General features: G+C 36.4%; 20 protein-coding genes. 10 read left to right on the top strand and 10 right to left on the bottom strand.

Going from position 1 to position 24,961, the window contains the following annotated elements:
• Window positions 1-1,066: 1,066 nt before the first annotated feature.
• Window positions 1,067-2,245, bottom strand: coding sequence for an acetyl-CoA C-acyltransferase (locus ACY651_RS00795; protein ID WP_462248712.1), 1,179 nt, complete (start codon window positions 2,243-2,245; stop codon window positions 1,067-1,069).
• Window positions 2,246-2,515: 270 nt separating this feature from the next.
• Here ACY651_RS00795 and ACY651_RS00790 point away from each other — a divergent pair, with 270 nt between their 5' ends.
• The 3 genes from ACY651_RS00790 to ACY651_RS00780 all read left to right on the top strand — a co-directional run bounded on the left by ACY651_RS00790 (window position 2,516) and on the right by ACY651_RS00780 (window position 7,828).
• Window positions 2,516-5,164, top strand: coding sequence for a valine--tRNA ligase (locus ACY651_RS00790; protein ID WP_462248710.1), 2,649 nt, complete (start codon window positions 2,516-2,518; stop codon window positions 5,162-5,164).
• A gap of 80 nt (window positions 5,165-5,244) precedes the next feature.
• Complete coding sequence (locus ACY651_RS00785; RefSeq protein WP_462248708.1) at window positions 5,245-6,531, top strand: metal-dependent hydrolase family protein; 1,287 nt, start codon at window positions 5,245-5,247, stop codon at window positions 6,529-6,531.
• Window positions 6,532-6,958: 427 nt separating this feature from the next.
• Window positions 6,959-7,828 (top strand): carboxypeptidase-like regulatory domain-containing protein, encoded by an 870-nt coding sequence (locus ACY651_RS00780; protein WP_462248706.1) that lies wholly within the window; start codon window positions 6,959-6,961, stop codon window positions 7,826-7,828.
• 130 nt (window positions 7,829-7,958) lie between these two features.
• Here the strand turns inward: ACY651_RS00780 and ACY651_RS00775 are convergent, their stop codons facing one another.
• The 4 genes from ACY651_RS00775 to ACY651_RS00760 form a co-directional block, all read right to left on the bottom strand.
• Window positions 7,959-9,248, bottom strand: a complete 1,290-nt coding sequence (locus ACY651_RS00775; RefSeq protein WP_462248704.1) for a radical SAM protein — start codon at window positions 9,246-9,248, stop codon at window positions 7,959-7,961.
• A 69-nt stretch (window positions 9,249-9,317) separates the two neighbouring features.
• Complete coding sequence (locus ACY651_RS00770) at window positions 9,318-9,923, bottom strand: hypothetical protein (protein WP_462248702.1); 606 nt, start codon at window positions 9,921-9,923, stop codon at window positions 9,318-9,320.
• Window positions 9,924-9,984: 61 nt separating this feature from the next.
• Window positions 9,985-10,551: a hypothetical protein gene (locus ACY651_RS00765; protein WP_462248700.1), complete on the bottom strand. Its 567-nt coding sequence runs from the start codon at window positions 10,549-10,551 to the stop codon at window positions 9,985-9,987.
• Window positions 10,552-10,647: 96 nt separating this feature from the next.
• Window positions 10,648-11,691, bottom strand: a complete 1,044-nt coding sequence (locus ACY651_RS00760) for an agmatinase family protein (RefSeq protein WP_462248698.1) — start codon at window positions 11,689-11,691, stop codon at window positions 10,648-10,650.
• Window positions 11,692-11,819: 128 nt separating this feature from the next.
• On the opposite strand from ACY651_RS00760, the gene ACY651_RS00755 reads away from it, so the two are divergent.
• Window positions 11,820-12,305 carry a cytochrome c maturation protein CcmE domain-containing protein gene (locus ACY651_RS00755; protein WP_462248696.1) on the top strand — a complete coding sequence of 162 codons (486 nt, stop codon included), beginning with the start codon at window positions 11,820-11,822 and terminating at the stop codon, window positions 12,303-12,305.
• Between the two features lie 30 nt (window positions 12,306-12,335).
• Window positions 12,336-14,855, top strand: a complete 2,520-nt coding sequence (ccsA, locus tag ACY651_RS00750; protein ID WP_462248694.1) for a cytochrome c biogenesis protein CcsA — start codon at window positions 12,336-12,338, stop codon at window positions 14,853-14,855.
• 33 nt (window positions 14,856-14,888) lie between these two features.
• Here the strand turns inward: ccsA and ACY651_RS00745 are convergent, their stop codons facing one another.
• From ACY651_RS00745 to ACY651_RS00725, 5 genes are all read right to left on the bottom strand, one after another.
• Window positions 14,889-15,587 carry a thioredoxin domain-containing protein gene (locus ACY651_RS00745; RefSeq protein WP_462248692.1) on the bottom strand — a complete coding sequence of 233 codons (699 nt, stop codon included), beginning with the start codon at window positions 15,585-15,587 and terminating at the stop codon, window positions 14,889-14,891.
• A 21-nt stretch (window positions 15,588-15,608) separates the two neighbouring features.
• Window positions 15,609-16,595: a DUF1028 domain-containing protein gene (locus ACY651_RS00740; RefSeq protein ID WP_462248690.1), complete on the bottom strand. Its 987-nt coding sequence runs from the start codon at window positions 16,593-16,595 to the stop codon at window positions 15,609-15,611.
• A gap of 82 nt (window positions 16,596-16,677) precedes the next feature.
• On the bottom strand, window positions 16,678-17,094 hold the full coding sequence (locus ACY651_RS00735; RefSeq protein ID WP_462248688.1) for an SH3 domain-containing protein: 417 nt from the start codon (window positions 17,092-17,094) through the stop codon (window positions 16,678-16,680).
• Window positions 17,095-17,122: 28 nt separating this feature from the next.
• The gene (locus ACY651_RS00730; RefSeq protein ID WP_462248686.1) at window positions 17,123-17,617 is read right to left on the bottom strand and encodes a BON domain-containing protein; all 495 of its coding nucleotides are present in this window, start codon (window positions 17,615-17,617) and stop codon (window positions 17,123-17,125) included.
• A 134-nt stretch (window positions 17,618-17,751) separates the two neighbouring features.
• Entirely contained in the window at window positions 17,752-18,537 is a 786-nt protein-coding gene (locus ACY651_RS00725) for an SDR family oxidoreductase (RefSeq protein ID WP_462248684.1), read from the bottom strand.
• 127 nt (window positions 18,538-18,664) lie between these two features.
• Between ACY651_RS00725 and ACY651_RS00720 the strand changes: the two genes are divergently transcribed.
• From ACY651_RS00720 to ACY651_RS00700, 5 genes are all read left to right on the top strand, one after another.
• Window positions 18,665-20,551, top strand: a complete 1,887-nt coding sequence (locus tag ACY651_RS00720) for a DNA topoisomerase IV subunit B (RefSeq protein WP_462248682.1) — start codon at window positions 18,665-18,667, stop codon at window positions 20,549-20,551.
• A gap of 4 nt (window positions 20,552-20,555) precedes the next feature.
• On the top strand, window positions 20,556-21,341 hold the full coding sequence (locus ACY651_RS00715; protein ID WP_462248680.1) for a class I SAM-dependent methyltransferase: 786 nt from the start codon (window positions 20,556-20,558) through the stop codon (window positions 21,339-21,341).
• Between the two features lie 23 nt (window positions 21,342-21,364).
• Window positions 21,365-22,177, top strand: coding sequence for a DUF1835 domain-containing protein (locus tag ACY651_RS00710; RefSeq protein WP_462248678.1), 813 nt, complete (start codon window positions 21,365-21,367; stop codon window positions 22,175-22,177).
• Between the two features lie 159 nt (window positions 22,178-22,336).
• Window positions 22,337-23,974, top strand: coding sequence for a DNA gyrase/topoisomerase IV subunit A (locus ACY651_RS00705; RefSeq protein ID WP_462248676.1), 1,638 nt, complete (start codon window positions 22,337-22,339; stop codon window positions 23,972-23,974).
• Window positions 23,975-24,002: 28 nt separating this feature from the next.
• Window positions 24,003-24,851 (top strand): hypothetical protein, encoded by an 849-nt coding sequence (locus ACY651_RS00700; protein ID WP_462248674.1) that lies wholly within the window; start codon window positions 24,003-24,005, stop codon window positions 24,849-24,851.
• The last annotated feature ends 110 nt before the right edge of the window (window positions 24,852-24,961 follow it).

Genomic DNA, 24,961 nt, shown 5'->3' with positions numbered 1-24,961 from the left:
CAGGAAAACGAAATCTTATTATTAAAAAAATTAAATAACAAAGAAAACAAAAGCTTAAATCCCGACGAAAACTTAGCCTAATCCAACCTCCAAAGGAAACCGCCTAATTTAAAACTTAAACCACAAGATTGAATGAATTAAGTTTTACAAGTTAAAATGAACAAATAAGAAATGTCCTCCTTACCTGGGGCATTTTTTATTTTGTATAATACCGGGGTTAAAATGCGTAACTCACTTTGCGTTCAATCTTAAATACTTATACACCAGGCTTTATATACCAAAACGGAGATTTAAGGTCATTCATCGGAAGAAAGTTATCTCTCAACGAATAATATTAAAAAGAGCGCAATTGTATTGCATCTTTGTGTTGTAATTAACCAGTTAAGTATTTAGAAATCCAGATATCCAGTAGAAGAATTAAAACAAAGAAAACAAAATAGAATTACCCAAAAGAAAATTAAACCAGGGAAAACAAAAAATTATTTATCCACCAAGCCAACTCCTTAAAAAACCAATCCAGCAATCCGGCAAAACCACCTAATTAAAAATGTAACCACAAGATTGAATGAATTAAGTTTTACATGTTCAAGTTCAAAAAAATGTCCCACTTAGCCGGGACATTTTTTATTTTATGTGATTCTGCTTTTAAAAATATAAAACAAAAGAATTTTATCCTGCCCCGCTAACCAAATCGGTTAATTAAGGCCATTCGTCGGATGAAAGTTATCTCTGAGCGAAAAATATTAAAAAGAGTGCAATTGTATTGCATCTTTGTGTTGTAATTAACCAGTTAAGTATTTAGAAATCCAGATATCCAACAGAAGAATTAAAACAAAGAAAACAACATACAATTACCAAAAGAAAACTAAACCAAGGAAAACAAAACATTAAAATCAACACAAGCCAAACCCAATCCCTAAGAAACCCAACCAATCCAGCAATCTAATAAAACCGCCCAATTTTTAAATTAAACCACAAGATTGAATGAATTAAGTTTTACATGTTCAAGTTCAAAAAAAATGTCCCACTTAGCCGGGACATTTTTTATAACCAATAAATTTTTTCTTTATACATTTTCAATAACCATTGCACTTGCCCCTCCTCCTCCATTACAAATTCCTGCAGCACCATACTTAGCGTTATTTTGTTTTAATACATTAATCAGTGTAACAATTATTCTGGCACCACTGCAACCCAATGGATGCCCAATAGAAACTGCGCCGCCATTTACATTAACTTTTGCAGGATCTAATTTCATGCGTTTACTGTTTTCAATTCCCACTACAGCAAATGCTTCATTCAATTCCCAATAGGCAATGTCTTCCATTTTTAAACCAGCTTTGGCAACTGCTTTTGGTACAGCTAAACTTGGTGTGGTGGTAAACCATTCCGGCGCCTGTTCTGCATCAGCATAAGATAATATTTTTGCAATTGGTTTTAATCCCAGTTCATCTGCTTTTTCCTTACTCATTAAAACTAAAGCAGCAGCACCATCATTCATCGTACTTGCATTGGCGGCAGTAACAGTTCCATCTTTTACAAATGCGCCTTTTAAATCGGGTATCTTATCAAATTTTACATTAAATGGTTCTTCATCTTTACTAAATAAAATCGGGTCGCCTTTGCGTTGCGGAATTTCTACCGGCACAATTTCATTGTCAAATTTTCCGCCATTAACTGCGGCCTGGCTGCGTTTGTAACTTTCAATAGCAAATGCATCCTGATCTTGCCGGCTGACATTACAAGTGCTTGCACAAAGCTCTGCGGCGTTACCCATTGCTTTGCCATCATATGCATCCGTCAACCCATCTTTTGCAAGGCCATCAATCATGCTTACATTACCATACTTATTACCCCAGCGTAAATTTTCTGAATAGAAAGGCACATTACTCATACTTTCCATGCCACCTGCAACCACAATATCTGCATCGCCTAATAAAATACTTTGTGCAGCCTGTGCAATGGCTTTCATACCGCTGGCACAAACTTTATTTATGGTGGTACAATTTACTTCGTTTGGTAAGCCGGCAAATTTAGCAGCCTGCCTTGCGGGAGCCTGGCCAAGATTGGCTTGTATTACAGAGCCCATCAAAACATCATTCACCAATTCAGGCTTTACACCTGCTTTTTCTATAGCGCCTTTAATGGCAACTGCACCCAATTTTGTGGCGCTAAAATCTTTTAATGCCCCGCCAAAACTGCCTATTGGCGTACGCACTGCGGATATAATATAAACTTCTTTCATAAAAACAAATCGTTTAAGCAGCAAAGGTAATAAGACAGACGTTCACAATAATATTTTTTAACAATGTAAAAAGCAACAACAATATTTAATGCGTAGTTTTAATTGAAGGGTTTTATTTGAGTATTGGAACCTAAGCATTACTTATAAAACATTTATATCTGCTGTAATAAACTTGCAATAATAATAGGTTTGCCAACGGCTTCGTCCCTCCCTTGCTTTTTTGTACATTTGCAACCTGTAAATATTGAATGTAGAAAAAGAAAAAGAAAAATGGAACTCAGTAAAAATTTTGAACCCACCGCTATTGATGCCAAATGGTACCAGCATTGTTTAGATAAAGGATATTTTAACAGCACACCCGATGAAAGGGAAGCATACACTGTTGTAATTCCCCCGCCAAACGTCACAGGGGTATTGCATATGGGCCATTGTCTCAATAATACCATACAGGATATTTTGATAAGACGTGCCAGAATGGAAGGCAAGAATGCCTGCTGGGTACCCGGCACCGATCATGCTTCAATTGCAACTGAGGCAAAAGTAGTGCAGATGTTAAGAGAAAGAGCCATTACCAAATCATCTTTAACAAGAGAAGAATTTTTAAGTTATGCATGGGAATGGAAAGAAAAATACGGTGGCATTATTTTGCAGCAATTAAAAAAACTGGGCTGCAGTTTAGACTGGAACAGAACATCCTTTACAATGGATGAGGATTATTACAAAGCGGTAATAAAAGTTTTTATTGACCTGTACGGCAAAGGATTAATTTATCGGGGTAAAAGAATGGTAAACTGGGATCCGGTGAGCCAGACTGCATTAAGTGATGAAGAAGTTATTTTTAAAGATGTAGATTCAAAATTGTATTATGTAAAATATCTTTTAGTTGATGGAAGCGGCAGTATAACGGTGGCCACCACCCGGCCCGAAACCATTTTAGGCGATGTAGCTATTTGTGTAAATCCTGCTGATGAAAGATATACCAGTTTAATTGGTAAAGAAGTTATCGTTCCTGTCATCAACAGAAAAATACCTGTAATTGCAGATGAATATGTAACTGCAGATTTTGGTACCGGTGCTTTAAAAATTACACCGGCACATGATAAGAATGATAATATGCTTGGCTTAAAGCATAACTTAAAAGCCATTGATACTTTAGATGCTACAGGAAAATTTACTACAGCAGAATTAATGGATGATCATCCATCTGCATTGGTTTTAAGTTATAATGGTATTGATCGTTTTGTATTGCGTAAAAAAATTACAGAAGATATTGCTGTATTAGATCAAATTGAAAAAATAGAAGACTATAAAGGGCAGGTTGGAACAAGTGAAAGAACAGGTGCTGTTATTGAAAGCAGGCTTTCTATGCAATGGTTTATTGATATGCAGAAATTTATGCAGAGAAACCCGGAGGCATTGGAATCGGTGATGAATGATACTATACAATTTCATCCACCAAAATTAAAAAATACGTACAGCCATTGGCTGGGCAATATAAAAGATTGGTGCATTAGCCGCCAGCTTTGGTGGGGGCAGCAAATACCGGCCTGGTACGATGCGGAAGGAAGGTTTGTGGTTGCTGCAACAGAAGATGACGCAAAGGAAATGTTCAATATTCAATATTCAATATCCAATGCTCAACTTAAGCAGGACGAAGATGTATTAGATACCTGGTTCAGCAGTTGGTTGTGGCCAATGGAAGTTTTTAAAGGCATCAGCAATCCCGGCAATGCAGCAATTAATTATTATTATCCCACCACTACATTGGTTACTGGCCAGGATATTATTTTCTTTTGGGTGGCAAGAATGATAATGTCGGGTTATGAATACAAAAAAGAATTGCCTTTTAAAGACGTTTATTTCACCGGTATGGTAAGGGATAAACAAGGCAGAAAAATGAGCAAGCAATTAGGCAACTCTCCTGATTTGCTAGGGCTGATTGATCAGTATGGTGCTGATGCCACACGTTTTGGAATTATGATTGCTTCGCCTGCAGGAAATGATTTGTTGTTTGATGAATCATCATTAGAGCAGGGCAGAAATTTTAATAATAAATTATGGAATGCGTTGAAGCTGGTGAAGATGTGGGAGGCAAGAGTTGAAAGTTTAGAGTTGAGAGTTGAAAGTTTTGCGATTGATTGGTTTGAGAATAGACTCAACGAAGTAAAATCAGAAGTGGATGGACTGATGAAACAATTTCGATTGAGCGAAGCGTTGAAAACTATTTACAGTTTAATATGGGATGACTTTTGCAGTTGGTATTTAGAATGGGTGAAGCCGGGTTTTGAACAACCGGTTAAAGCAGCTGTTTATAAAAAAACAATTGAATTTTTTACTGAGCTAATGCAGTTGCTGCATCCTTATATGCCATTTGTTACAGAAGAAATTTATCATTTGCTGCAAGAGAGAAGTGATGATTTATGTATAAGGCAATTAGGAGCATTTAAAAATGCGGATAAACAAATTTTAATACAGGGAAATTTATTAAAGGATGTTATCACAGGCATACGTGATGTAAGAAATAAAAATCAAATTAAACCTAAGGAGCAAATTCAATTACACATACAAACAGTAAATAATGAAACGTACAGAACCATAGAAAATATTTTAGCCAAACAGTTAAATGCTAAATCTGTTTTGTATGTAAATGATAAAATTGATAATGCCATTGCAATTGTAATTGGTAATGATAAATTTTATGTTGAATCGGAGCAACCTTTAAACACCGGCAGCCAAAAAGATGATTTAATAAAAGACCTCGAACATCAAAAAGGCTTTCTCTTATCAGTAGAAAAAAAATTAGGCAACGAAAAATTTGCGGCTAATGCCAAACCAGAAGTTTTAGCCTTGGAACAAAAAAAGAAAGCTGATGCCTTATCACGGATAAAAGCAATTGAAGAAAGTTTGGCAGGATTATAGGCTGGATTTTTAAATTGTTTTAATGGCGTACAGCAATAATATTGCAACTTTTCTGTACATTCATTTTTCAACTTTTATTTATGAAAAAAACAGCCCTACTGGTTTTACTGGCCTTTTGTATTTCAAATCTTACAGCACAAAAAACAATTATCTGGTGCGGTACACTGATAGATGGTGTAAACAATGACGCAAAAAACAACATGACCATCGTGGTGGAGAAAAATAAAATAACCGCTGTGGTAAATGGTTTTTCGGTAGCGGCAGCAGGCGATAAAACAATTGATCTTAAAACAAAAACTGTAATGCCGGGCTGGATTGATTGCCATGTGCATACAGAAAGCGAAACAAAAAAAGGAAACGTTGCCGATAAATTTATTTACAACACTGCAGATGTTGCTTTTGAATCTTTGCAGTATGTAAACGTTACTTTAATGACAGGCTTTACAACAGTAAGGGATTTGGGTGGCAGCGGTATTAATATTTCGTTACGCAATGCCATTAATAAAGGACTGGTAATTGGGCCAAGAATTTTTACTGCAGGAAAATCAATTGCCACCACTGGCGGCCATGCCGACCCAACTAATGGATACCGCAAAGATTTAATGGGCGACCCCGGGCCAAAAGAAGGTGTAATTAATGGCGTGGAAGATGCTTACCATGCAGTAAGGCAGCGGTACAAAGATGGCTCCGATTTAATAAAGATAACTGCTACGGGTGGTGTATTGAGCCAGGCAAAAGATGGCGCCAATGCACAATTTACCGAAGATGAAATAAAAGCAATTGTAACAGCAGCAAAAGATTATAATTTTAAAGTTGCCGCACATGCACACGGTGCCGAGGGAATAAAAAGGGCCATCCGTGGCGGCGTAAATTCTATTGAACATGGAACGTTTATGGATGATGAAGGCATTGCATTAATGAAGCAATATGGTACCTGGCTAGTTTCTACTATCACCGCAGGTAAATCAACCGCCGACAGTGCAAAAATTCCCGGCTATTATTCTGAAATTGTTACACCCAAAGCATTGGCAACAGGGCCACAAATACAAAATACTTTTGCTAAAGCATATAAGGCAGGTGTTAAAATTGCGTTTGGTACCGATGCAGGAGTATTTAAACACGGTTTAAACTGGTTGGAATTTGGTTACATGATTGAAGCTGGTATGCCACCAATGGAAGCCATAAAAGCAGCTACTATTAATGCGGCAGATTTATTAGGAATGAAAACACAATTGGGCAGTATTGAAATAAATAAACTGGCTGATATTATTGCTGTAGATGGCGATCCTTTAAAAGATGCGAAAGTATTTGGCAAAGTAGTTTTTGTAATGAAGGATGGTACAGTTTTTAAAAATGGTAAAGGGTAAGAATTTTTTTAAATTAAATTTCCTTACAAATTATTCCAGCTACAGTAAGAAGAACTATTAAGGCCTGTTATAAAAATCAACTTGCATAATAGATCTCCAGATTTTTATTATTCCTTTAAATCAAAGCATTATTAGAACCAATATTTAAATTTGTATTTTTCTATTATTCGTTTTTACGTCTGTACACATCTTTGTCTTGGCTACACCAATTTTGCCAGGTTACCTATAGATGACCAATATTAAAATTGCAACGTACAGACTGCTTAAAATCTTTGTATCTAATTCCGATAAGGTTAGCATAAAATAGGTATTTATTATTTTGCAGGTTTCAATCAACTAAAAACATTTCCCTGCCACTCATCCAAAAAAAAATTACAACGTTTTCTTTTAAGTAATTTTGATGTAATAAAAAACAGCAGAATAATTAATGAATTCATCAAAAATGGTGTGGTTGTACCCTACCCCAAAAATACTTATTGCAGTTAGTTTGTTTCTTTCAACTGGTTTAATGCAGTTAAATGCCCAGATTTTAATAAAAGGCAAAATTCTTTATGCTAAAGATGCCAGGCCAGCCGCTTTTGCATCTGTAAAATTAATAAACCATCCTGGTGGAAGTGTATCTGATGAGTTGGGTAATTTTAGATTGGTACTAAAGAGTATAAAACAAACAGATACCTTATTAATTTCTTCAGTAGGCTACGAAAATTTGAAAATTCCTGCGCAAAATGCAATCTTAAAATCTGAATTTATTTTGATGCAATCGGCCCAAATTCTTGAGTCTGTAACTGTAAAATCTTTTAGCCAGGAAGAAACAGTAGGTGATAAAAGCGAAATTGTTGGATATTACAGAAGCTGGAATACTGGAAACAAGGGTGGCGAAATTGGCCGCACTTTTTTAATGACACATAAAGAATACCAGGTTGCCAAAATAAGATTTAAAATTTACAATACCTGCGATACCTGTATTGTACGTCTGCATATAAGAGAAGTTATTGACGGCCATCCGGGCAAAGAGCTTGTGAGAGATTCTATTTCTAAAGTAATTAGAAAATCAACTGATGATGATAAGCCTTACGAAATTGATTTAAACAAATACAATATTATATTAAAGAACCAAAAATTATTTGTGGGTTTTGAAGTTGTAGGAAACTCCAAAGCCGATCATAATTCCTGTTCATTATCTTTTGTCGGTTCGGAGCCTGGCAGTTATTTTTATAAACCAACCAGGGAAGATTATTGGGGTTATATTGAAGACTATGCCATTTTTATGAAATTATTTTTAAAATATGATGATTAAGAATTTTTTATCCGAAAAAATAAATACACCTTATATTTTTTGGGAAGAGGTATAATTCTTAGAAACGCTGAACCATTTATAAAAACTGTACAGCTAAATTTTATGGAGAGAAAAGCCCTGCTCAAACTAATCAATGTGCATAATCCATCTCAAAATTTCCTTTAATCCTTTCTATCGAAGGATTAAAATAGCCAAACTTTAAATCAGGAAATTCTTCTCTTATTAATTCCATCATTTGTTTTACACCCATGCACTCCCCTGTTTCGGTTACGCCAATTTTACCGAGGTACCAATCGGGGTCAATATTAAAATTGCGCCATTGTATCATGCAGAGATCGGTTTCTTTTATAAGCTTGCGTAAGGCTTCGTATTCTTCAATGCTGTCCGTCATGCCGGGAAAAACAAAATAATTAATACTTGTCCACCCACCATAGCTGCGTACAATTTTTAAACTTTCTATCAAATCTTCAAACACATAATTATTGGGGCGGTAATACGGCGTGTAAATTTTTTCTCTTGCACTGTTAGTACTCACCCTCATGCTGTTTAATCCTGCTTCGCACAATGCTTTTACTGCATCGGGTTTGCTGCCGTTGGTGTTTATATTGATGCTGCCTTTTTGTGTATGTTTTCTTATTTCAATAATGGCTTCTCTTATGGTTTCCCACATCAGCAATGGTTCGCCTTCGCAGCCCTGGCCAAAACTTATTAAAGGAAAAGGCGCAGTTTCTAAATGCGGCACGGTGAATTCTGTAATTTCTTCGGCGGTGGGTTTAAAAGTTAAACGGTCTTGTGTGCTAATGATAGTTTCTTCCACCGGTTGAAAACTTATGCAACCAATACAATTGGCATTACATGCAGGTGACACCGGCACCGGGCACTCCCATCTTCCCAGTGATAAATTTCTTGCAGCCGGGCAAGTGTAAGTCATGCAGCAATTTTCCATTAAATGTTTTACTAAACGGTTGTGCGGATAAGTTTGCAATAAATGTTCCGCACCTTTATTTATCAGCTCATCATTATAGCCTTCGCTTTCTTGCCGCACATCTTTTTCAATACGCACTGCTGGCACATAAAATTTTTCATCTAACCAACCGGCAGCAGTGTAACAAAATAATGGTAATGTAGGTGCATCTTTTGCAGTTTCGTATGCGGCCATGTACAAGCCCGTATGTGCAGGAGGAATAAATGCGGCAACAGCCCATCCTTTTTCGCACAAACGCATGTCGCCGGTTTCTACATCAATACCAATGCCCCTGCGGCCGGGTAATTCGTATAAGTTACCGCCAGCCGGCAATTCAATCCAATCTTCAGTTGCAACGGGCATTGCATCCCAGCCGCTGCGGCCGGTTACATAAAGAGAAGTGTCTTCAAAAATATTTCCTTCGCCATCGGAGTATAAAATGTAGGGAGACTGCATTAATAGTAATTAAAAATGAATAATGAATAATGCTGGCTGATAGAAAATTATTCATTATCCATTACCCTATTATCCATTACAAAGATGCTTTTTGCAAAAATCGTCAATTTGCTCCAACTCATCAATTTTTAAATTTTTACGCAGGTTGAATTCAATCTTTTTATTCAGGAGGGTTTCGATGATGATGCTATGATATTTTGGGATGATGGTTTTTATTTCGTGCCAGCTTATTTCGGCATCTTTTACAAAATTGGGCACTGTAATGCCGGTTTGCCTTATATCCACGGCTTCGGAACGGATGACCCGCCACTCCCGGTAAAATAAAAATAAATACCCTGCCGATACCAGTAAATGCACAATACCCAACCAATTATGCCCGTCGGACATTAGGGTTAGCGAAATTCCAAAAAGGGTTAACACTTCAATCATACGGAAGATGAGGTTTAGCTTTGGCGCTTCAATCAAAAGAACCCCGCCTAAAAATACCAGCAAAAAAATATCAACCGCAATAACCATTTGCGTATAGCAAAGCAGTTTATTGCCATTATGTACCTGCAGTAAATGCAACGCATTAATTAAAATTATTGAAGCTGCTATAAAGTGAAGTACCCGGGCTGAACGTTTTAATAACTCAAAGGCCGGGTGTACAATCTGAAGGGAGTATTGGGTTGGCATAACAGTAAGTTTTTTTGTGAGATGCGGTGGATTGAAAATTCCATAAAGAAAGTTTAGAGGTTTAGGAGTTTAGAGGTTTAGGGTTTAGCTGTTGCTTGCAAAATTGGTTAAAAGTATTTTCATCAAAGGAAGTATTGGTATCTGCTATCTCCACCTGCAACAAATGGTTGTTTTTAAAATCTACAGATAGTAAATTATCTTTTAAAACTCCATTTTGTACAGCTGCCCAGGTATATGTTTTTTTAAATAAAGATCTGGTGATGATAATATTTTCTGCAGAAAAAATTGCTACGCTTTTCTTTTGCAAAATGAAGAAAGCAAAAATAATGGCGACGGTAACAATTACGGCAGGTAGCCATGCGGCAAGGGCTAACCAAAATAAAACCATCACTACAAATAATGCAAGCTGGTAATTCTTTTGTTTAAATTTATTTTTAAACAGATAAAAAACTGCTGAAATAACGAGGAAAGTAATAAGGGAAAATGCTGCAGTATTTTTTTGATAACTAATTGAAGCATTAACAGCTATTACAGCCGCTGCTATAAGATGCAAAAAAAATAAAAACCAAAAAAAAGAATTGAAGGCTTTTTGATTATTATCTTTTAACGTAAACACAAACTGATCCATTAATAAAGCATGTAGATTTATTATACCAAAAGGTCTCCTAAAAATTTAAGTGTATTTTCACTAATAAACCAATAAACAAATTAACTATTTAACCAGTTAACTATTAGCAGCCACCATCATATTACAAAGCTTAAACAAACACCTGGCACCCACATTCTCATCGTATTCGCTATGGCTTACACCCACTTCCACCAAATCAAAACCAACCATTTTTCTGCCGCTTTGTATTACTTTTTTAAACAGGTAAAAAATTTGTTCCGCCTCAAAGCCACCCTGTACCGGCGTACCTGTATGCGGACAAAGTTTTGGATCCAACCCATCAATATCAAAACTTATAAAAACATTTTGCGGCAGGTGGTTAATAATTTCATCAGCAATTACCTTCCAGGTTTCGCCATCGTACTGGCGTTCTTTTATATTTTTATCAAAGTAAGTAATAATTCTTTCGTTGCTGTTTATCATGTAATCAAATTCCTCATCACAAAAATCTCTTACACCAACCTGTACTAATTTTTTCAGTTGCGGTATTTCTTCCATTGCATTGTACATTACCGATGCATGCGAATATTTAAACCCTTCGTAGTTTTTTCTTAAATCGCAATGGGCATCAATATGCAAAATGCCAAAGTCTTCATATTTTTCTGCAATAGCTTTATAAAATCCAAAAGGTGTGCTGTGGTCGCCGCCCAGTAAACCCACTAATTTGCCCTGTGCCATCAGCTCTTTGGTTTGCTCGTAAACCCAGTTATTTAAAAACAGGCTGCCTTCATTAATTTCCCTCAGGGTTTTGCACATAAACTTGTTTTCCGAAACAATTTCTCCCTGTGCAATGTAGTTAATGTACAGCTCGGCTTCTTTACGCAGGTAATCACTTTTCATCAGCACTTTTTTATCGCTGGGCCTCAAATAAAATCCCTGTTTCCAAACATCCCGGTAATCAGGATCCAACAGATCTACCTGCAAACTTGCATTTAAAATATGCTCGGGAGCCCTTGCAGTGCCTGCGGTGTAGCTAACAGTAACTTCCCATGGTACGGGTAAAATAACCAGCCTGGCATCTTCTTCCGGAAAAGGTAAACTGAATATATTATTGTTGGGGTTTCCAACGGCATTAGCATCAAACTTAGAGAGATCTGTCATTACGAAATATTAAAAAGGATTGCAAAGATAGTTGACATTATTACAAATTAAGTTGCATGTGAAAAAACACTTAACATTAACGTAAGGGCCAGCAGTTTTGTTATACCTTTGCACCGAAATTTCAGACTATGAAGAAAACACATATTTTTATTTTAGTTGGCATTGCAGTTTTAATAGTTGCACTCATCATTTTTGGCTTTCCCTCTTCCGATTTTTCTACTTATGATACCATAAGTTCGGCAAAAAGCAAGCAGGGCAAATACGTTCATCTTATTGCTAAACTAGATAAATCGCAACCTATTGAATACGACGCTGTAAAAAACCCCAATTATTTAACGTTTAGTATTATTGACAGTTTGGGTTCGCAAACAAAAGTAGTTTATCACAACAGCAAACCAACTGAGCTGGAGCAAAGCGAAAGAGTAGTGCTGCAGGGCAAAATGCAGGGAGATGTTTTTGAATGCCAGACCATTACTTTAAAGTGCCCGAGTAAATATAAAGATGATAAGAAGCAGATGGAGAAATCTGTTGTAGCCGGCGGTGAATCAAACACTACTGCACCTGCAAACGAAACTAATACTTACCAAAGCAAAGATTCTGCTGTAAAAAAGTAAAATCTTTTTTAGAAAAGAGAAAATACAATTATGGAATTTATAGGAGAGCATTTAATGCCTGGAAAAATTGGACATTTTTTTGTAATACTTGCGTTTATCGCTTCGCTAATTTCAACTATCGCTTATTTTAATGCTTCAAGAATAAAAGATCTTACCGAAAAACAATCCTGGATCCGTTTTGCAAGAATTGCTTTTATCACTCAAGTTGTTTCTGTATTAATTATTTTCTCTGTAATATTTTATATCTGCTCCAACCATTATTTTGAGTACATGTATGCCTACAAGCATGCCTCAAAAGAATTAGATCCCAAATTTTTATTAGCATGCATCTGGGAAGGCCAGGAAGGCAGTTTTTTATTATGGACAATATGGCACAGCATATTGGGCATTTTTATTATTGCAAGAAGTAAAAGCCCTTTGCTAAATGGATGGGAAGCTCCGGTAATGACGGTGATAAGTTTAGCACAGTTTTTTTTAGGCATGATGATTTTGGGCATTTATGTTTTTGGTGTAAAAATTGGTACCAGCGCTTTTACATTAACCCGTAACGAAATTGCAGGACCAATTTTCAGTCAGCCCAATTACTTAAGTTTTTTAACAGATGGTGTTGGACTTAATGTTTTACTCCGCAATTACTGGATGGTAATTCATCCGCCGGTTTTATTTTTAGGTTTTGCAAGCACCATAATTCCTTTTGCATTTGCTTATGCAGGCATACAAACCAAACGCTTTGGCGATTGGGTAAAACCTGCATTACCCTTTGCATTATTCAGCGCCTGTGTTTTAGGTGTGGGTATTATGATGGGTGGAAAATGGGCTTACGAATCTTTATCGTTTGGCGGTTACTGGGCATGGGATCCGGTAGAGAATGCATCGCTTGTACCATGGCTTGTTTTAATTGCAGGGTTGCATACCATGGTAATTTATAAAGCAACAGGCCATAGTTTACGTGCCAGTTATTTGTTTGCATTTTTAACTTTTATATTTATTTTATATTCTACTTTTTTAACCCGTACAGGAGTTTTATCAGATACATCGGTACATGCATTTACAATTAATGAAGAAACAAAAGTTGTTACGTATTCAATGCTTTTAGCTTTGCTGGCTGCATTTACAGTACCTGCTCTTGTTTTGTTCTTTATCAACTACAAAAAAATCCCTTCTATCAATACCGAAGAAAGAATTGACTCCCGTGAATTCTGGATGTTCATCGGTGCAGTTGTTTTCTTTTTATCAGCATTATTTATAAGCGCAAAAACATCGGTACCGGTTTTCAATGCAATTTTTAATACCAAACTGGCGCCGCCTGAAGATGTGGAATTTTCTTACAACAAAGTAATGGTGCTGGTAGCTTTTATTATTGGTTTATTAACTGCCATCACTCAATATTTTAAATACAAAAGCACGCCATCAAAATATATTTTTAAAAAGATTGCAGTACCTACATTTATTGCAGCAGTAATTACTGCCGCTTTGGCCATTTTTTATCCCATAACTTATTATGCAAAAGGGGCAGGGTTTTTAGGCGCTGTTTATATTGCTTTGTTTGCATCCATTTATGCAGTAGTTGCCAATGCAGCTTATATATGGACGGGATTAAACGGAAAATTAAAAGCGGCCGGTGCTTCTATTGCTCATTTGGGTTTTGCAATAATGATCCTGGGTATGTTAATTTCTTCGGGCAATAAAAAAACTATCAGCGATAACAGGGTAACGGGGATTAATATCCCATTTGGAAAAGACAGTAAAGAAAATCCTTTGGAAAATTTAACGATGTTAAGGGATGTGCCTACAAGAATGCTGGATTACAATGTTACTTACAGCGGCGACTCTGCCGGTAATGAAAAAGGAAGGCAATTTTATAAACTGATGTTCACCAAAAAAGACAGCAGCGAAAAATTTGAGTTAACACCTGATGTGTATGTGGGCAAAGAAGAATTAAAAAGCAGTAATCCCAGTACTAAACGTTATTTAACAAAAGATATTTACAGTTATATATCCAGCATAAACCCTGAAAGTAACAGAACAGATACCGCACAATTTGTTATTAAAGAAATTGCTGAAGGCGATACGGCTTATTACAGTAAAGGTTATTTAATTTTAAACGAGGTGGTAAAAAATCCAAATAACGATAAGTTTCATTTTACACAAAATGACGCTGCATTGATGGCGGATATTACACTGGTAACTCAAGACAGTATGCGCTATAAAGCCTATCCGTTAATTCAGATTGATATGCAAACACAAAATGCCATTCAAATTGATGATACTGTTTATGCTCAAAATGTATATCTAAAATTTGCCGGTGTGGCAGATGGGCAAAAAGTAAAAATTGGTATTAAAGAATCTGAAAAAATTATAGATTTTGTAACCATTAAAGCTTATCTCTTTCCTTATATTAATTTAGTTTGGCTGGGCTTACTGGTAATGGCTATTGGCCTTGTAATGAGTATGATTAAGAGGGCGAAACTTTCTCCTGCGCTTGCAGCAGCGTCATTAATTTTTACAGCCATTGCATTATTTTATATGTTTTTTATGGCGGGTGGGTAATTAATAAATATTTATACCAGAAATAATTTTCTCTTATAAATGTGCGGCAATTTCTTTTTCATCCACTACCCCATCTTTGCGCCATACCTGTTTGCCATCTTTAAAAATAATAAATACCGGTAGTTGTGTTACTTTATATTCTTTTAAAATGGCCTCATCATTTCCACCATCAACTTTTACCAAGCTAAACTTTCCTGCATTATTTTTTTGAAGACTTTGTAAAACCGGTTCCATCTTTTTGCATGGTGGGCACCACTCCGCACCAAAATCTACCAATACTGTTTTAGATGAATTGATAGCCGCATTAAAATTTTCTAATGAAAAAGGCATTTTTGCAGTGCTCACACCTTCTAAATTTTTATTACCGGCTTTCCATGCATTAATACCACCCTGCAGTTCGTACACATTTTCAAAACCCATTGCCCTCATTTTTTGTCCTGCTGCTGCACTTCTTCCACCGGCCAGGCAATACACATACACCGGTTTATTTTTATCTACATAACTAATTCTTCTTTCAAATTCAGTGGCATCATTCCAGTTGGCCAGCAAAGTATTTTTTATATGGCCGCCTGCATATTCACCCGGTGTTCTTACATCTAAAATTTGTACCGAATCTTTCGCAACAGCTTTTTCAAATTCATCTGCAGTTAAATTAGTTTTTGTTTGTGCGGTACAACTGAATAAAATCAATGTAAAGAGGGAAACATAAACTATCCGGCATGAGTATTTCATAAAATATAATTTGCTGTAAAATTACTTTATTAATTCTTTTAAATCCATTTCGCTAACAGTTAATAAATTTACTTTTGGTAATCTTTTAGTTAATTCTCTCCAGTTGGCATCCTGTTTATAAATTTTTTGCAACATTATGCCTGCTTCTTTTACTTTTTTATTATTAGCAAGAGTTATTGCTGTCCAATACTGCATTTCTAAATTTTTAGGAAACATTTTCATAGCTGCACCATATTCTTCCATAGCCAATTTCATATCATTTTTTTCTGTAGCTAAATCGCCTTTGTCCATATGCTCGTAAGCCCTGAATAACTTTAACAATCTTTCCATTTCTACCAATGGCAGATCATTATCATCAACACGTAAATCAATTAAACGGTCGATCCATATTTGCCCTGTACTTTTACCGGCAACCACTAATATTGCTGCAGATTGTTTACCACGTATATCGCCACCAACTGCCTGTGCTGCCTGCAACGCTATTAAAATTCTTTCGGCAAGTGGCTTTCCTTCGCTGGCCTCAAAAGCTTTTGCCATTGCCGGGCAAACTTTATTATTCAGCATCATATTACTTTGCACCGAAAAATTTTTGCTTACAATTTGGGATGCATAATCAATGCAATTTTTTCCGGTGTGTGCATTTACATTTCCATTGGTATCAATCATGGCAACCTGCCTCACTTCCCTTCCTTCATCCTGAGCTAATAATTCCTGCAATGCTTCGGGTGCAGTTTTACCACTTTTAATTAATGCCAATCCTTTGGGACCATAACTTTTGTTTACAAAAGATTGTGTGGCTACAACGCCAACACCAGCTTCGCCCCAGGGAACGGCCGTGCCTACACTAAACCAGTGGCTTTGCACACCAACAGCCATCTCACCAGTTTTAGCATCCCTCGCCACAATAGAAAATGTATGTGCTAAGCCTTCTTCTTTTTTAAAAAACTGAGCCAACAAAATATTACCTGCAAAAACAAATAAAGCAGTAAAGAAAAATATCTTCTTCATAAATTAATTTTGATAATAAAGCTACAAACAAAAAGCCATCCCAAATAAATGGGATGGCTTATAAAAATTATATGGAATCAAATTACATTGGAGAAAGGTATTGTGCATAAGCATAACCTTCTTCGCCATCGGCAGTTCTTACTTTCCACCAGCTGTCATCAGTTTTTTCAACCAATGTTACCACTTCGTCGTGTGCCGCTTTACCTACAATGGCACCATCAGTACTTGGAGTACTTCTGATATTTAAGTTGGTAGAATCTGTTGTTACTTTTAATTGTGCACCAGCATCAGCTTTAATATCTACATTCATCATTAAATCGCCGCTTGCCATGTTAGGATCAATTTTATCGTACAATGCCCATAGTGTATCGTAATCGGCAGTGCTTTTTGCAGTACCGCTTACATGTAATACGCCATCTTTTTCTGCTACAGCTAAGTTTGCTACACCTGCAGTTGTTGCAGCCTGTATTAACTCTGCATATTTATCTTGTAAAGCCATTTTGTTTGTTTTAGTTGTGATTTTTTAATTATTTTTTATCCATCAATTTGCTAACGTCCGACATTACTTTTGCAGAGGCAAGCATTTGCATAATTTTAATTCTGTCTGCTTTAGATACCGATCCGGCAAGTACTGCTTTGTCACCTTCAAAAGTAACCGTAACACCTTTAATATCTTTTAAACCATCAGTAACTTTTTGCTGTGTTGCTGCATCCATAACAGTTGTCATAGAAGCTGGCGGCGGTGGCGGCGGTGGTGCTACTGTGCAATTATTTACAACAGATTTTACACCTTTAATTGCACCAATAGTTTTTTCGCACATTGCTTTGCAGGCATCATCTTTACAAACACCACTGATGGTTGCTATTCCGTCTTTTACTTCTACAGTAGTACCGGTCATCATTGCATCAGCCTTAATTGCTGCTTCGATAGAAGCTTTAATATCTGCATCTTTTGGTTTGCAGCTTACAAAAAACAGCGTTGCTGATACAGCAACCACCATTAATAATTTAATCAGTTTCATCTTTAAGAGTTTTTTTGTTTTTAATAATTATCAAAGAAAGTGAAAAATAAATTGATTACTCAAAATTACTTTAAACATTTTCCATTGGTTTATACAGACTTTGTTTTTTTGTAACGGGTTGCATGTTGTTAAAATTATAAACAGCCTAATCTTCCGCCATCAACCGGTAAGTTTATTCCATTAATGTATGATGCCGCCGGCGAGCATAAAAATGCAACCGCTGCACCAAACTCTTCTGGCTTTCCAATTCTGCCTGCAGGTATTTCTGCTTCTAATGCTGCCAAAACCTGTTCTTCAGTTTTACCGGTGTCACCGGCTTTTTTTGCAATCACGTAATCGGCCCTGCTGGTTTTTGTAAAGCCGGGTAATACATTATTTACTGTAATGCCAAACGGGCCAAGCTCTGTTGCCAAAGTTTTTGCCCAGGCCGCCACAGCGCCACGTATGGTATTACTAACGCCCAAACCGGCAAGTGGTATTTTTACCGAGGTGGAAATGATGTTTATGATCCTGCCAAAACCCACAAGTTTCATGCCCGGTACAACAGCAAGGGTTAAATTATGGTTGTTGATAAGATGATTATTGAAAGCCAGTAAAAAATCTTCGGGTGCAGCATTTAAGGCTGTGCCACCTGCTGGTCCGCCGGTATTATTTACTAAAATGTGAATGGTATTATGCTGCACAAATTCATCAATAACATTTTTTACCAATAACGTATCACCAAAATCTGCCACCAAATACCGGTGGTTTTGCTGGGCATTTTTGGGTAAAGATTTTAGGGCTTCAATTAATTTGGCTTCATTTCTTGCCAGTAAAACAATATTGCAGCCCAGCAAAGCCAGTTCCACAGCGCTTGCATAGCCCAACCCTTGTGTGCTGCCACAAACCAAAGCGGTTTTCCCCGAAAGATCAAGATTCATTTTTTTTATTTTGGATAAAGCTAAATAATTTTATTTTTTCTCACATTTATTTGTTTGATGTGGATAATTCGTTACGCCTGAAAATGCCTTCATTCCGCTATATTCGCAGCGCTGAAACAGAAAACTAATGGCAGAAAAAGATTTATTTGATTATACCGAAGACTCCATAAAAAGTTTAGACTGGAAGGAGCATATTCGTTTGCGGCCCGGTATGTACATTGGCAAATTAGGCGATGGCAGCAGCCCCGATGATGGCATTTATGTGCTGATAAAAGAAGTGGTGGATAACTGCATTGATGAACATACGATGGGTTATGGCAAACATGTGGATGTAAATATTGATGGCAAAACCATTACTGTAAGAGACTATGGCCGAGGCATTCCGCTCGGTAAAGTGGTGGATGTTGTTAGTAAAATAAATACCGGTGCTAAATACGACAGTAAGGCATTTCAAAAAAGTGTGGGTTTAAATGGCGTAGGTACAAAAGCAGTAAATGCTTTAAGCAATTATTTTAAAGTAACGGCTTACCGTGAAGGCAAAGAAAAAACTGCGGAGTTTGAAAGAGGTGTTTTAAAAAAAGATCATAAAGAAGCAGCAACAAAAGAAGATAACGGCACCTTTGTAGAATTTATTCCTGATGACCAGATTTTTAAAAATTTTCATTTTGTACAGGAATATTTGGATAACCAGTTTTGGAATTACTGTTATTTAAATGCAGGGCTGGTAATGAATTTAAATGGCAAACGCTATGTAAGTAAAAATGGTTTGCTCGATTTATTGCAGCGTAAAACCAATGCCGATGAAATCCGATACCCCATCATTCATTTAAAAGGAGAAGATATTGAAGTAGCCATTACACACGAAGGCACTTATGGCGAAGAATATTACAGTTTTGTAAACGGGCAATTTACCACACAGGGCGGAACGCATTTGGCCGCTTTTAGAGAAGGCTATATAAAAACCATTCGTGATTTTTTTAAAAAAGATTATGATGCTGCCGATATACGCGGCAGTATTTGTACAGCCATAAGTGTTCGTGTACAGGAACCTGTTTTTGAAAGCCAGACCAAAACAAAACTCGGTTCACTAAATGTGTATGAAGGCGGGCCCAGCATGAAAAATTTTATTGGCGATTTTTTGGGTAAAGAATTAGATAATTATTTACACCGCAACCCTGCTACTGCCGAAGCTTTAAAAAAACGTATTGAACAAAACGAACGAGAACGTAAAGAATTATCGGGCATTCGCAAACTGGCCAACGAAAGAGCAAAAAAAGCCAACCTGCATAATAAAAAATTAAGAGATTGTAAATTTCATTACAACGACGAACCGAGTGGCAAAGACAAAGACAGCATTATAGAAAAACAAAAAGAGAGTACCATTTTTATTACAGAAGGCGACAGTGCCAGCGGCAGTATTACCAAAGCAAGAAATGTAAATACGCAGGCAGTTTTTAGTTTACGGGGTAAACCTTTAAACTGTTTCAGCCTTACTAAAAAAGTGGTGTACGAAAATGAAGAATTTAATTTACTGCAGCATGCTTTAAATATTGAAGACGGTTACGAAAACCTTCGCTATAATAATATTGTATTTGCAACTGATGCCGATGTGGATGGTTTGCACATCCGTTTATTACTGATGACTTTCTTTTTACAATTTTTTCCTGACTTAGTTAAGAATGGCCATGTTTATATTTTAGAAACACCATTGTTTCGTGTAAGAAATAAACAGGAAACTATTTATTGCTACGATGAAACAGAAAAACAAAATGCTGTAAAAAAATTAGGAACAAAACCAGAGATAACCAGGTTTAAAGGTTTGGGAGAAATTAGCCCCGATGAGTTTGCAAAATTTATTGGCAACGATATGAAACTGCAACCGGTTATGCTTTTACCCGAAACACATATTCAGCAATTGCTGGAATATTACATGGGAAAAAACACACCATCACGCCAGGAATTTATTATTGATAATTTACAGGTGGAATTAGATTTGGCCGAAGAAATAAAATAACCGGATGTTTGAATTTCATGGTGATAGAAAAAGATATTTTGAGATACAGGTGGAGAACACCCGTAAATATGTAATTCCGTTTATTGAAAATTATAAACCCATAGTTGCTGGAACAAGAGTTTTAGAAATTGGCTGTGGCGAAGCTGGCGTATTAAAAGCATTTACAGATAAATGTTGCATTGGTGTAGGAGTAGAATTGGATGAACCAAGATTAGTAATGGCAAGAGAATGGATGCAGGAAGAATTAAACGCTCAAAAAATTTCCTTCATCAGTAAAGATATTTACAAAGTAAATATTGAAGAAGAATTAAAAGGGAAGTTCGACATCATTATTTTAAAAGATGTTATTGAACACATTCACGATCAGCCAAAATTAATTGCGTGGATGAAAAGTTTTTTGAATAAAGACGGTGTAATATTTTTTGGTTTTCCACCATGGCAAATGCCATTTGGCGGACACCAGCAAATAATGAAAGGCAAGTTTTTAAGCAAGTTGCCCTGGTTTCACTTATTACCGGCTGTTATCTATAAAGCAATATTAAAAACCGGGAAAGAAAATGTGGCTGTAATGATGGAGATAAAAGAAACCGGTATTTCAATTGAACGCTTTGAAAAAATTGTTGGTGAAACCGGGTATAAAGTGGTAAACAAAACACATTACTTAATTAACCCTATTTACGAATATAAATTTGGCTGGAAACCTAAAAAACAAAACGGATTAATAAAATCAATACCATGGGTACGTAATTTTTTTACTACCTGTGTGTACTATTTAATTACTCCAAATTAAAATTTTAAAAAAGAACTGCTATAATGATACACATAGTTTTTAACGAGCCGGATATAAAAGTATTGCAGCAGGCAATTGAACTGGATGAAAGTTTACAGGGAGAAGTGATACAAATTAAAGATGATTATGCCGTTGGGCCTTTAAATAATATTTATTTGGGAGAAGGCATTGACCAACGCAGGCAATGGTGGCGTGAGGTACTTACCGGTGGCGATGGCGATAGCAAAGTGGATTCCGGCGAAGTGGACGATTATAAAACCGCAGCTGAATTAGTAGGAACCATGCGCAGGGATGAAAATGAGATCATCTGGATATGGGTCGCACAAAACAAACATGATGTTAGCGGCTACTACTGGCTGTTAAACTATATGAAAGAATTTCAGGGCAGGGTTTTTATTTTGTATTTAAACAATCTTCCTTTCATCAATGAAAAAGGAAATATTTTTTATCCTAACTGGATAAGTGAAATACCGGCTAAGGAATTTTTAAAGGCAAAAAAATTAGCCAGGGAAATTACCCTGAGCGAATTTGAAGTGGATCCCGATGAGTGGACAAAAATATGTGACGAAAACGGCGGGGTTCGTTTACTGGAAGGGGGTAAAAAATTAAAAAGCGAAGATTATGATTTTTATGATGCTGAATTAAAAAAACAGGTAACCGGCGATTGGCAGAAGGCTTCAAAAATTATTCATCATTTTTTAAGCAAAGCAAAACACACCACCGGCGATATGTATTTATTGTGGCGTTTAAAAACAATGATAGCAAATGAAATGTTTGATGTGCAGGGCAAAATTGCCAACATGAAAGATTTTGAAGTGAAGGCCCCCTCCCGATAAGGATCGGGATAAATTACGTGGGAACTGGGTATCCACAAATTTGAATAACATTAATATACTCAAAAAGCTTTTTAAAGAAAACTGTTTGAGAAAAATTATAAACTTTAAAACTAAGTTCCCCTTTAGGTTCCTGCAAAGGAACGAACAGGGTTCTAGGGCATGGCAAAAGCAAACAAAGAAGAATACATTCATGTAGATAATGGCATTGGCGGCCAGTACAAAACCTGGTTTTTAGATTATGCCAGTTATGTAATATTGGAACGGGCTGTACCTGCTATCGAAGACGGATTAAAACCGGTACAAAGAAGAATCCTTCACGCCATGAAGGAAATGGACGATGGCCGTTTTAATAAAGTGGCTAACATCATTGGGCAAAGTATGCAGTACCATCCGCACGGCGATGCAAGTATTGGTGATGCATTGGTAAACCTGGGACAAAAAGATTTATTAATAGAAACACAGGGAAACTGGGGCGATGTAAGAACAGGCGACGATGCCGCAGCACCACGTTATATAGAAGCAAGGTTGAGCAAGTTTGCTTTAGAAGTTGCGTTTAATGCAAAAACAACAGACTGGGCTTTAAGTTATGATGGCAGAAAAAATGAACCGGTAACATTACCGATGAAATTTCCTTTGCTGCTGGCACAAGGCGCAGAAGGTATTGCAGTAGGCCTGGCAACAAAAATTTTACCACATAACTTTTGCGAATTAATTGAGGCCTCTATAAAATATTTAAGAGGAAAGAAATTTGAGATACTCCCAGATTTTCAAACGGGCGGCACCATGGATGCCAGTAATTACGGCGATGGAAAACGTGGCGGCAAAATAAGGGTAAGGGCAATTATAGAAGAGCAGGATAAAAAAACATTGGTTATAAAAAGTGTTCCCTTTGGCGTTACTACCACGCAGTTGATGGAAAGTATTGTAAAAGCTACGGATGCAGGAAAAATAAAAATTAAAAAAGTTACGGATCATACAGCAGCAGCAGTAGAAGTTATTATTGAGCTGGCACCGGGCATTTCTCCCGACATTACTATTGATGCATTGTATGCATTTACCGATTGTGAAGTAAGCATCTCTCCTAACTGCTGTGTAATTGTAAAAGATAAACCACAGTTTTTAGGCGTAAAAGAATTATTGCAAATTGCTACTGACAATACCAAAGATTTATTATTGAAAGAACTGCAGATAAAATTAGCAGAGCTGCAGGAAAAATGGCATTACACTTCTTTAGAAAAAATATTTTTTGAAGAAAAGATTTATAAAGAACTGGAAAAGAAACATGAAACCTGGGATAAAGTTTTATCGGCAATTGATACTGCTTTTAATCCTTTTAAAAAATTATTGAAGAGAGATATTACCAGGGAAGATATTGTAAAACTTACTGAAAAACCTGTTCGCCGCATTTACAGGCTAGATATTGATGAACTGAACGAACAGATAAAAGGTTTGGAAGGAGATATTAAACAGGTTAAAAATGATATTGCCAACCTAACTGATTTTGCAGTAGCATACTATGAAAACCTGTTGAAAAAATATGGTAAAAGCAGAGAGCGTAAAACCGAAATTAAATTATTTGATACCATCCAGGCAAAGTCGGTAGCAATTGCAAACGCTAAGTTGTACGCCAATTTTGCTGATGGGTTTATTGGTACCGGTTTAAAGAAAGATGAACTGGTGGCAGAAGTATCCGACCTGGATGATATTATAGCTTTTACCAAAGGCGGCATAATGAAAGTGGTAAAAGTATCTGACAAAGTTTTTATTGGCAAAGATATTTTGCATGTAGCGGTGTGACAACAATGATGGACGCACTACTTACAATATGATTTATGTAGATGCTAAAACCAGTGTGAGTTATGCTAAACGGTTTAATGTATCAGGCGTTACAAGAGATAAAGAATACGATTTAACAAAGGGCTCCGAAAAAAGCCGGGTGCATTATTTTACTGCCAATGCTAACGGCGAGGCCGAAGTAGTAAAAATTATTTTAAGCCCTAACTGCAGTGCAAAGAAAAAAGAGTTTGATTTTTATTTTGAAGAACAGGAAATAAAAGGTCGCAGCAGTATTGGAAATATTGTAACTAAATATCCTATAAAATCGGTGAAGTTTAAAGAGGCTGGTAAATCGACACTTGATGCAAAAAAGCTGTGGTTCGATAATAAGTTTGGAAGATTAAATACAGAAGAAAAAGGAGAATACCTGGGTAAATTTGATGCTGAAGACAGAATAGTGATTATGTACAATGATGGTAATTACGAAATTACCGATCAGGAATTAACGCAGCGTTTTGATCCGGAAAAAGTGTTACTGATGGAAAAATTTAATCCTGGTAAAATTGTAACGGCTGTATATCTTGATAATGAAAAATTGCAGTACAACATCAAACGTTTTAAAATAGAAACCACTACCCTGCACAGCAAATTCTTTTTTATTAAAGAAGGAAAAGATAACCGGCTTGAAATGGTAAGCACCGATGCTGAACCAATTTTAGTAGTACAAAGTGGCCGTGGCCAAATGGTACGAAAAGCAAAATTTAAAGTTATTAAGCTGGTAGAGGTAATGGGCTGGAAAGCTGTTGGTGCAAAACTTACAGAGTTTAGTAAAAGTGTAGAAATGGAATGGGAAAAGAAAGATGACAAAGAAAATGTACAACCCGAATTGTTCGAATAAGCAGCAGAGCTTCACATAATATCCATAAAATCTGTCTCAAAAAATTAATTATCCTCCAAGGGTATGCAGTAATTTTACTGCATACCTGCGCATAAACCCTTAATGTTAAT

The organism is Ferruginibacter sp., from assembly GCF_031391665.1.
GTDB lineage: Bacteria > Bacteroidota > Bacteroidia > Chitinophagales > Chitinophagaceae > Ferruginibacter.
Note: the sequence above shows the minus strand (reverse complement) of the source record. Positions and strands in the feature narration are given on the sequence as shown.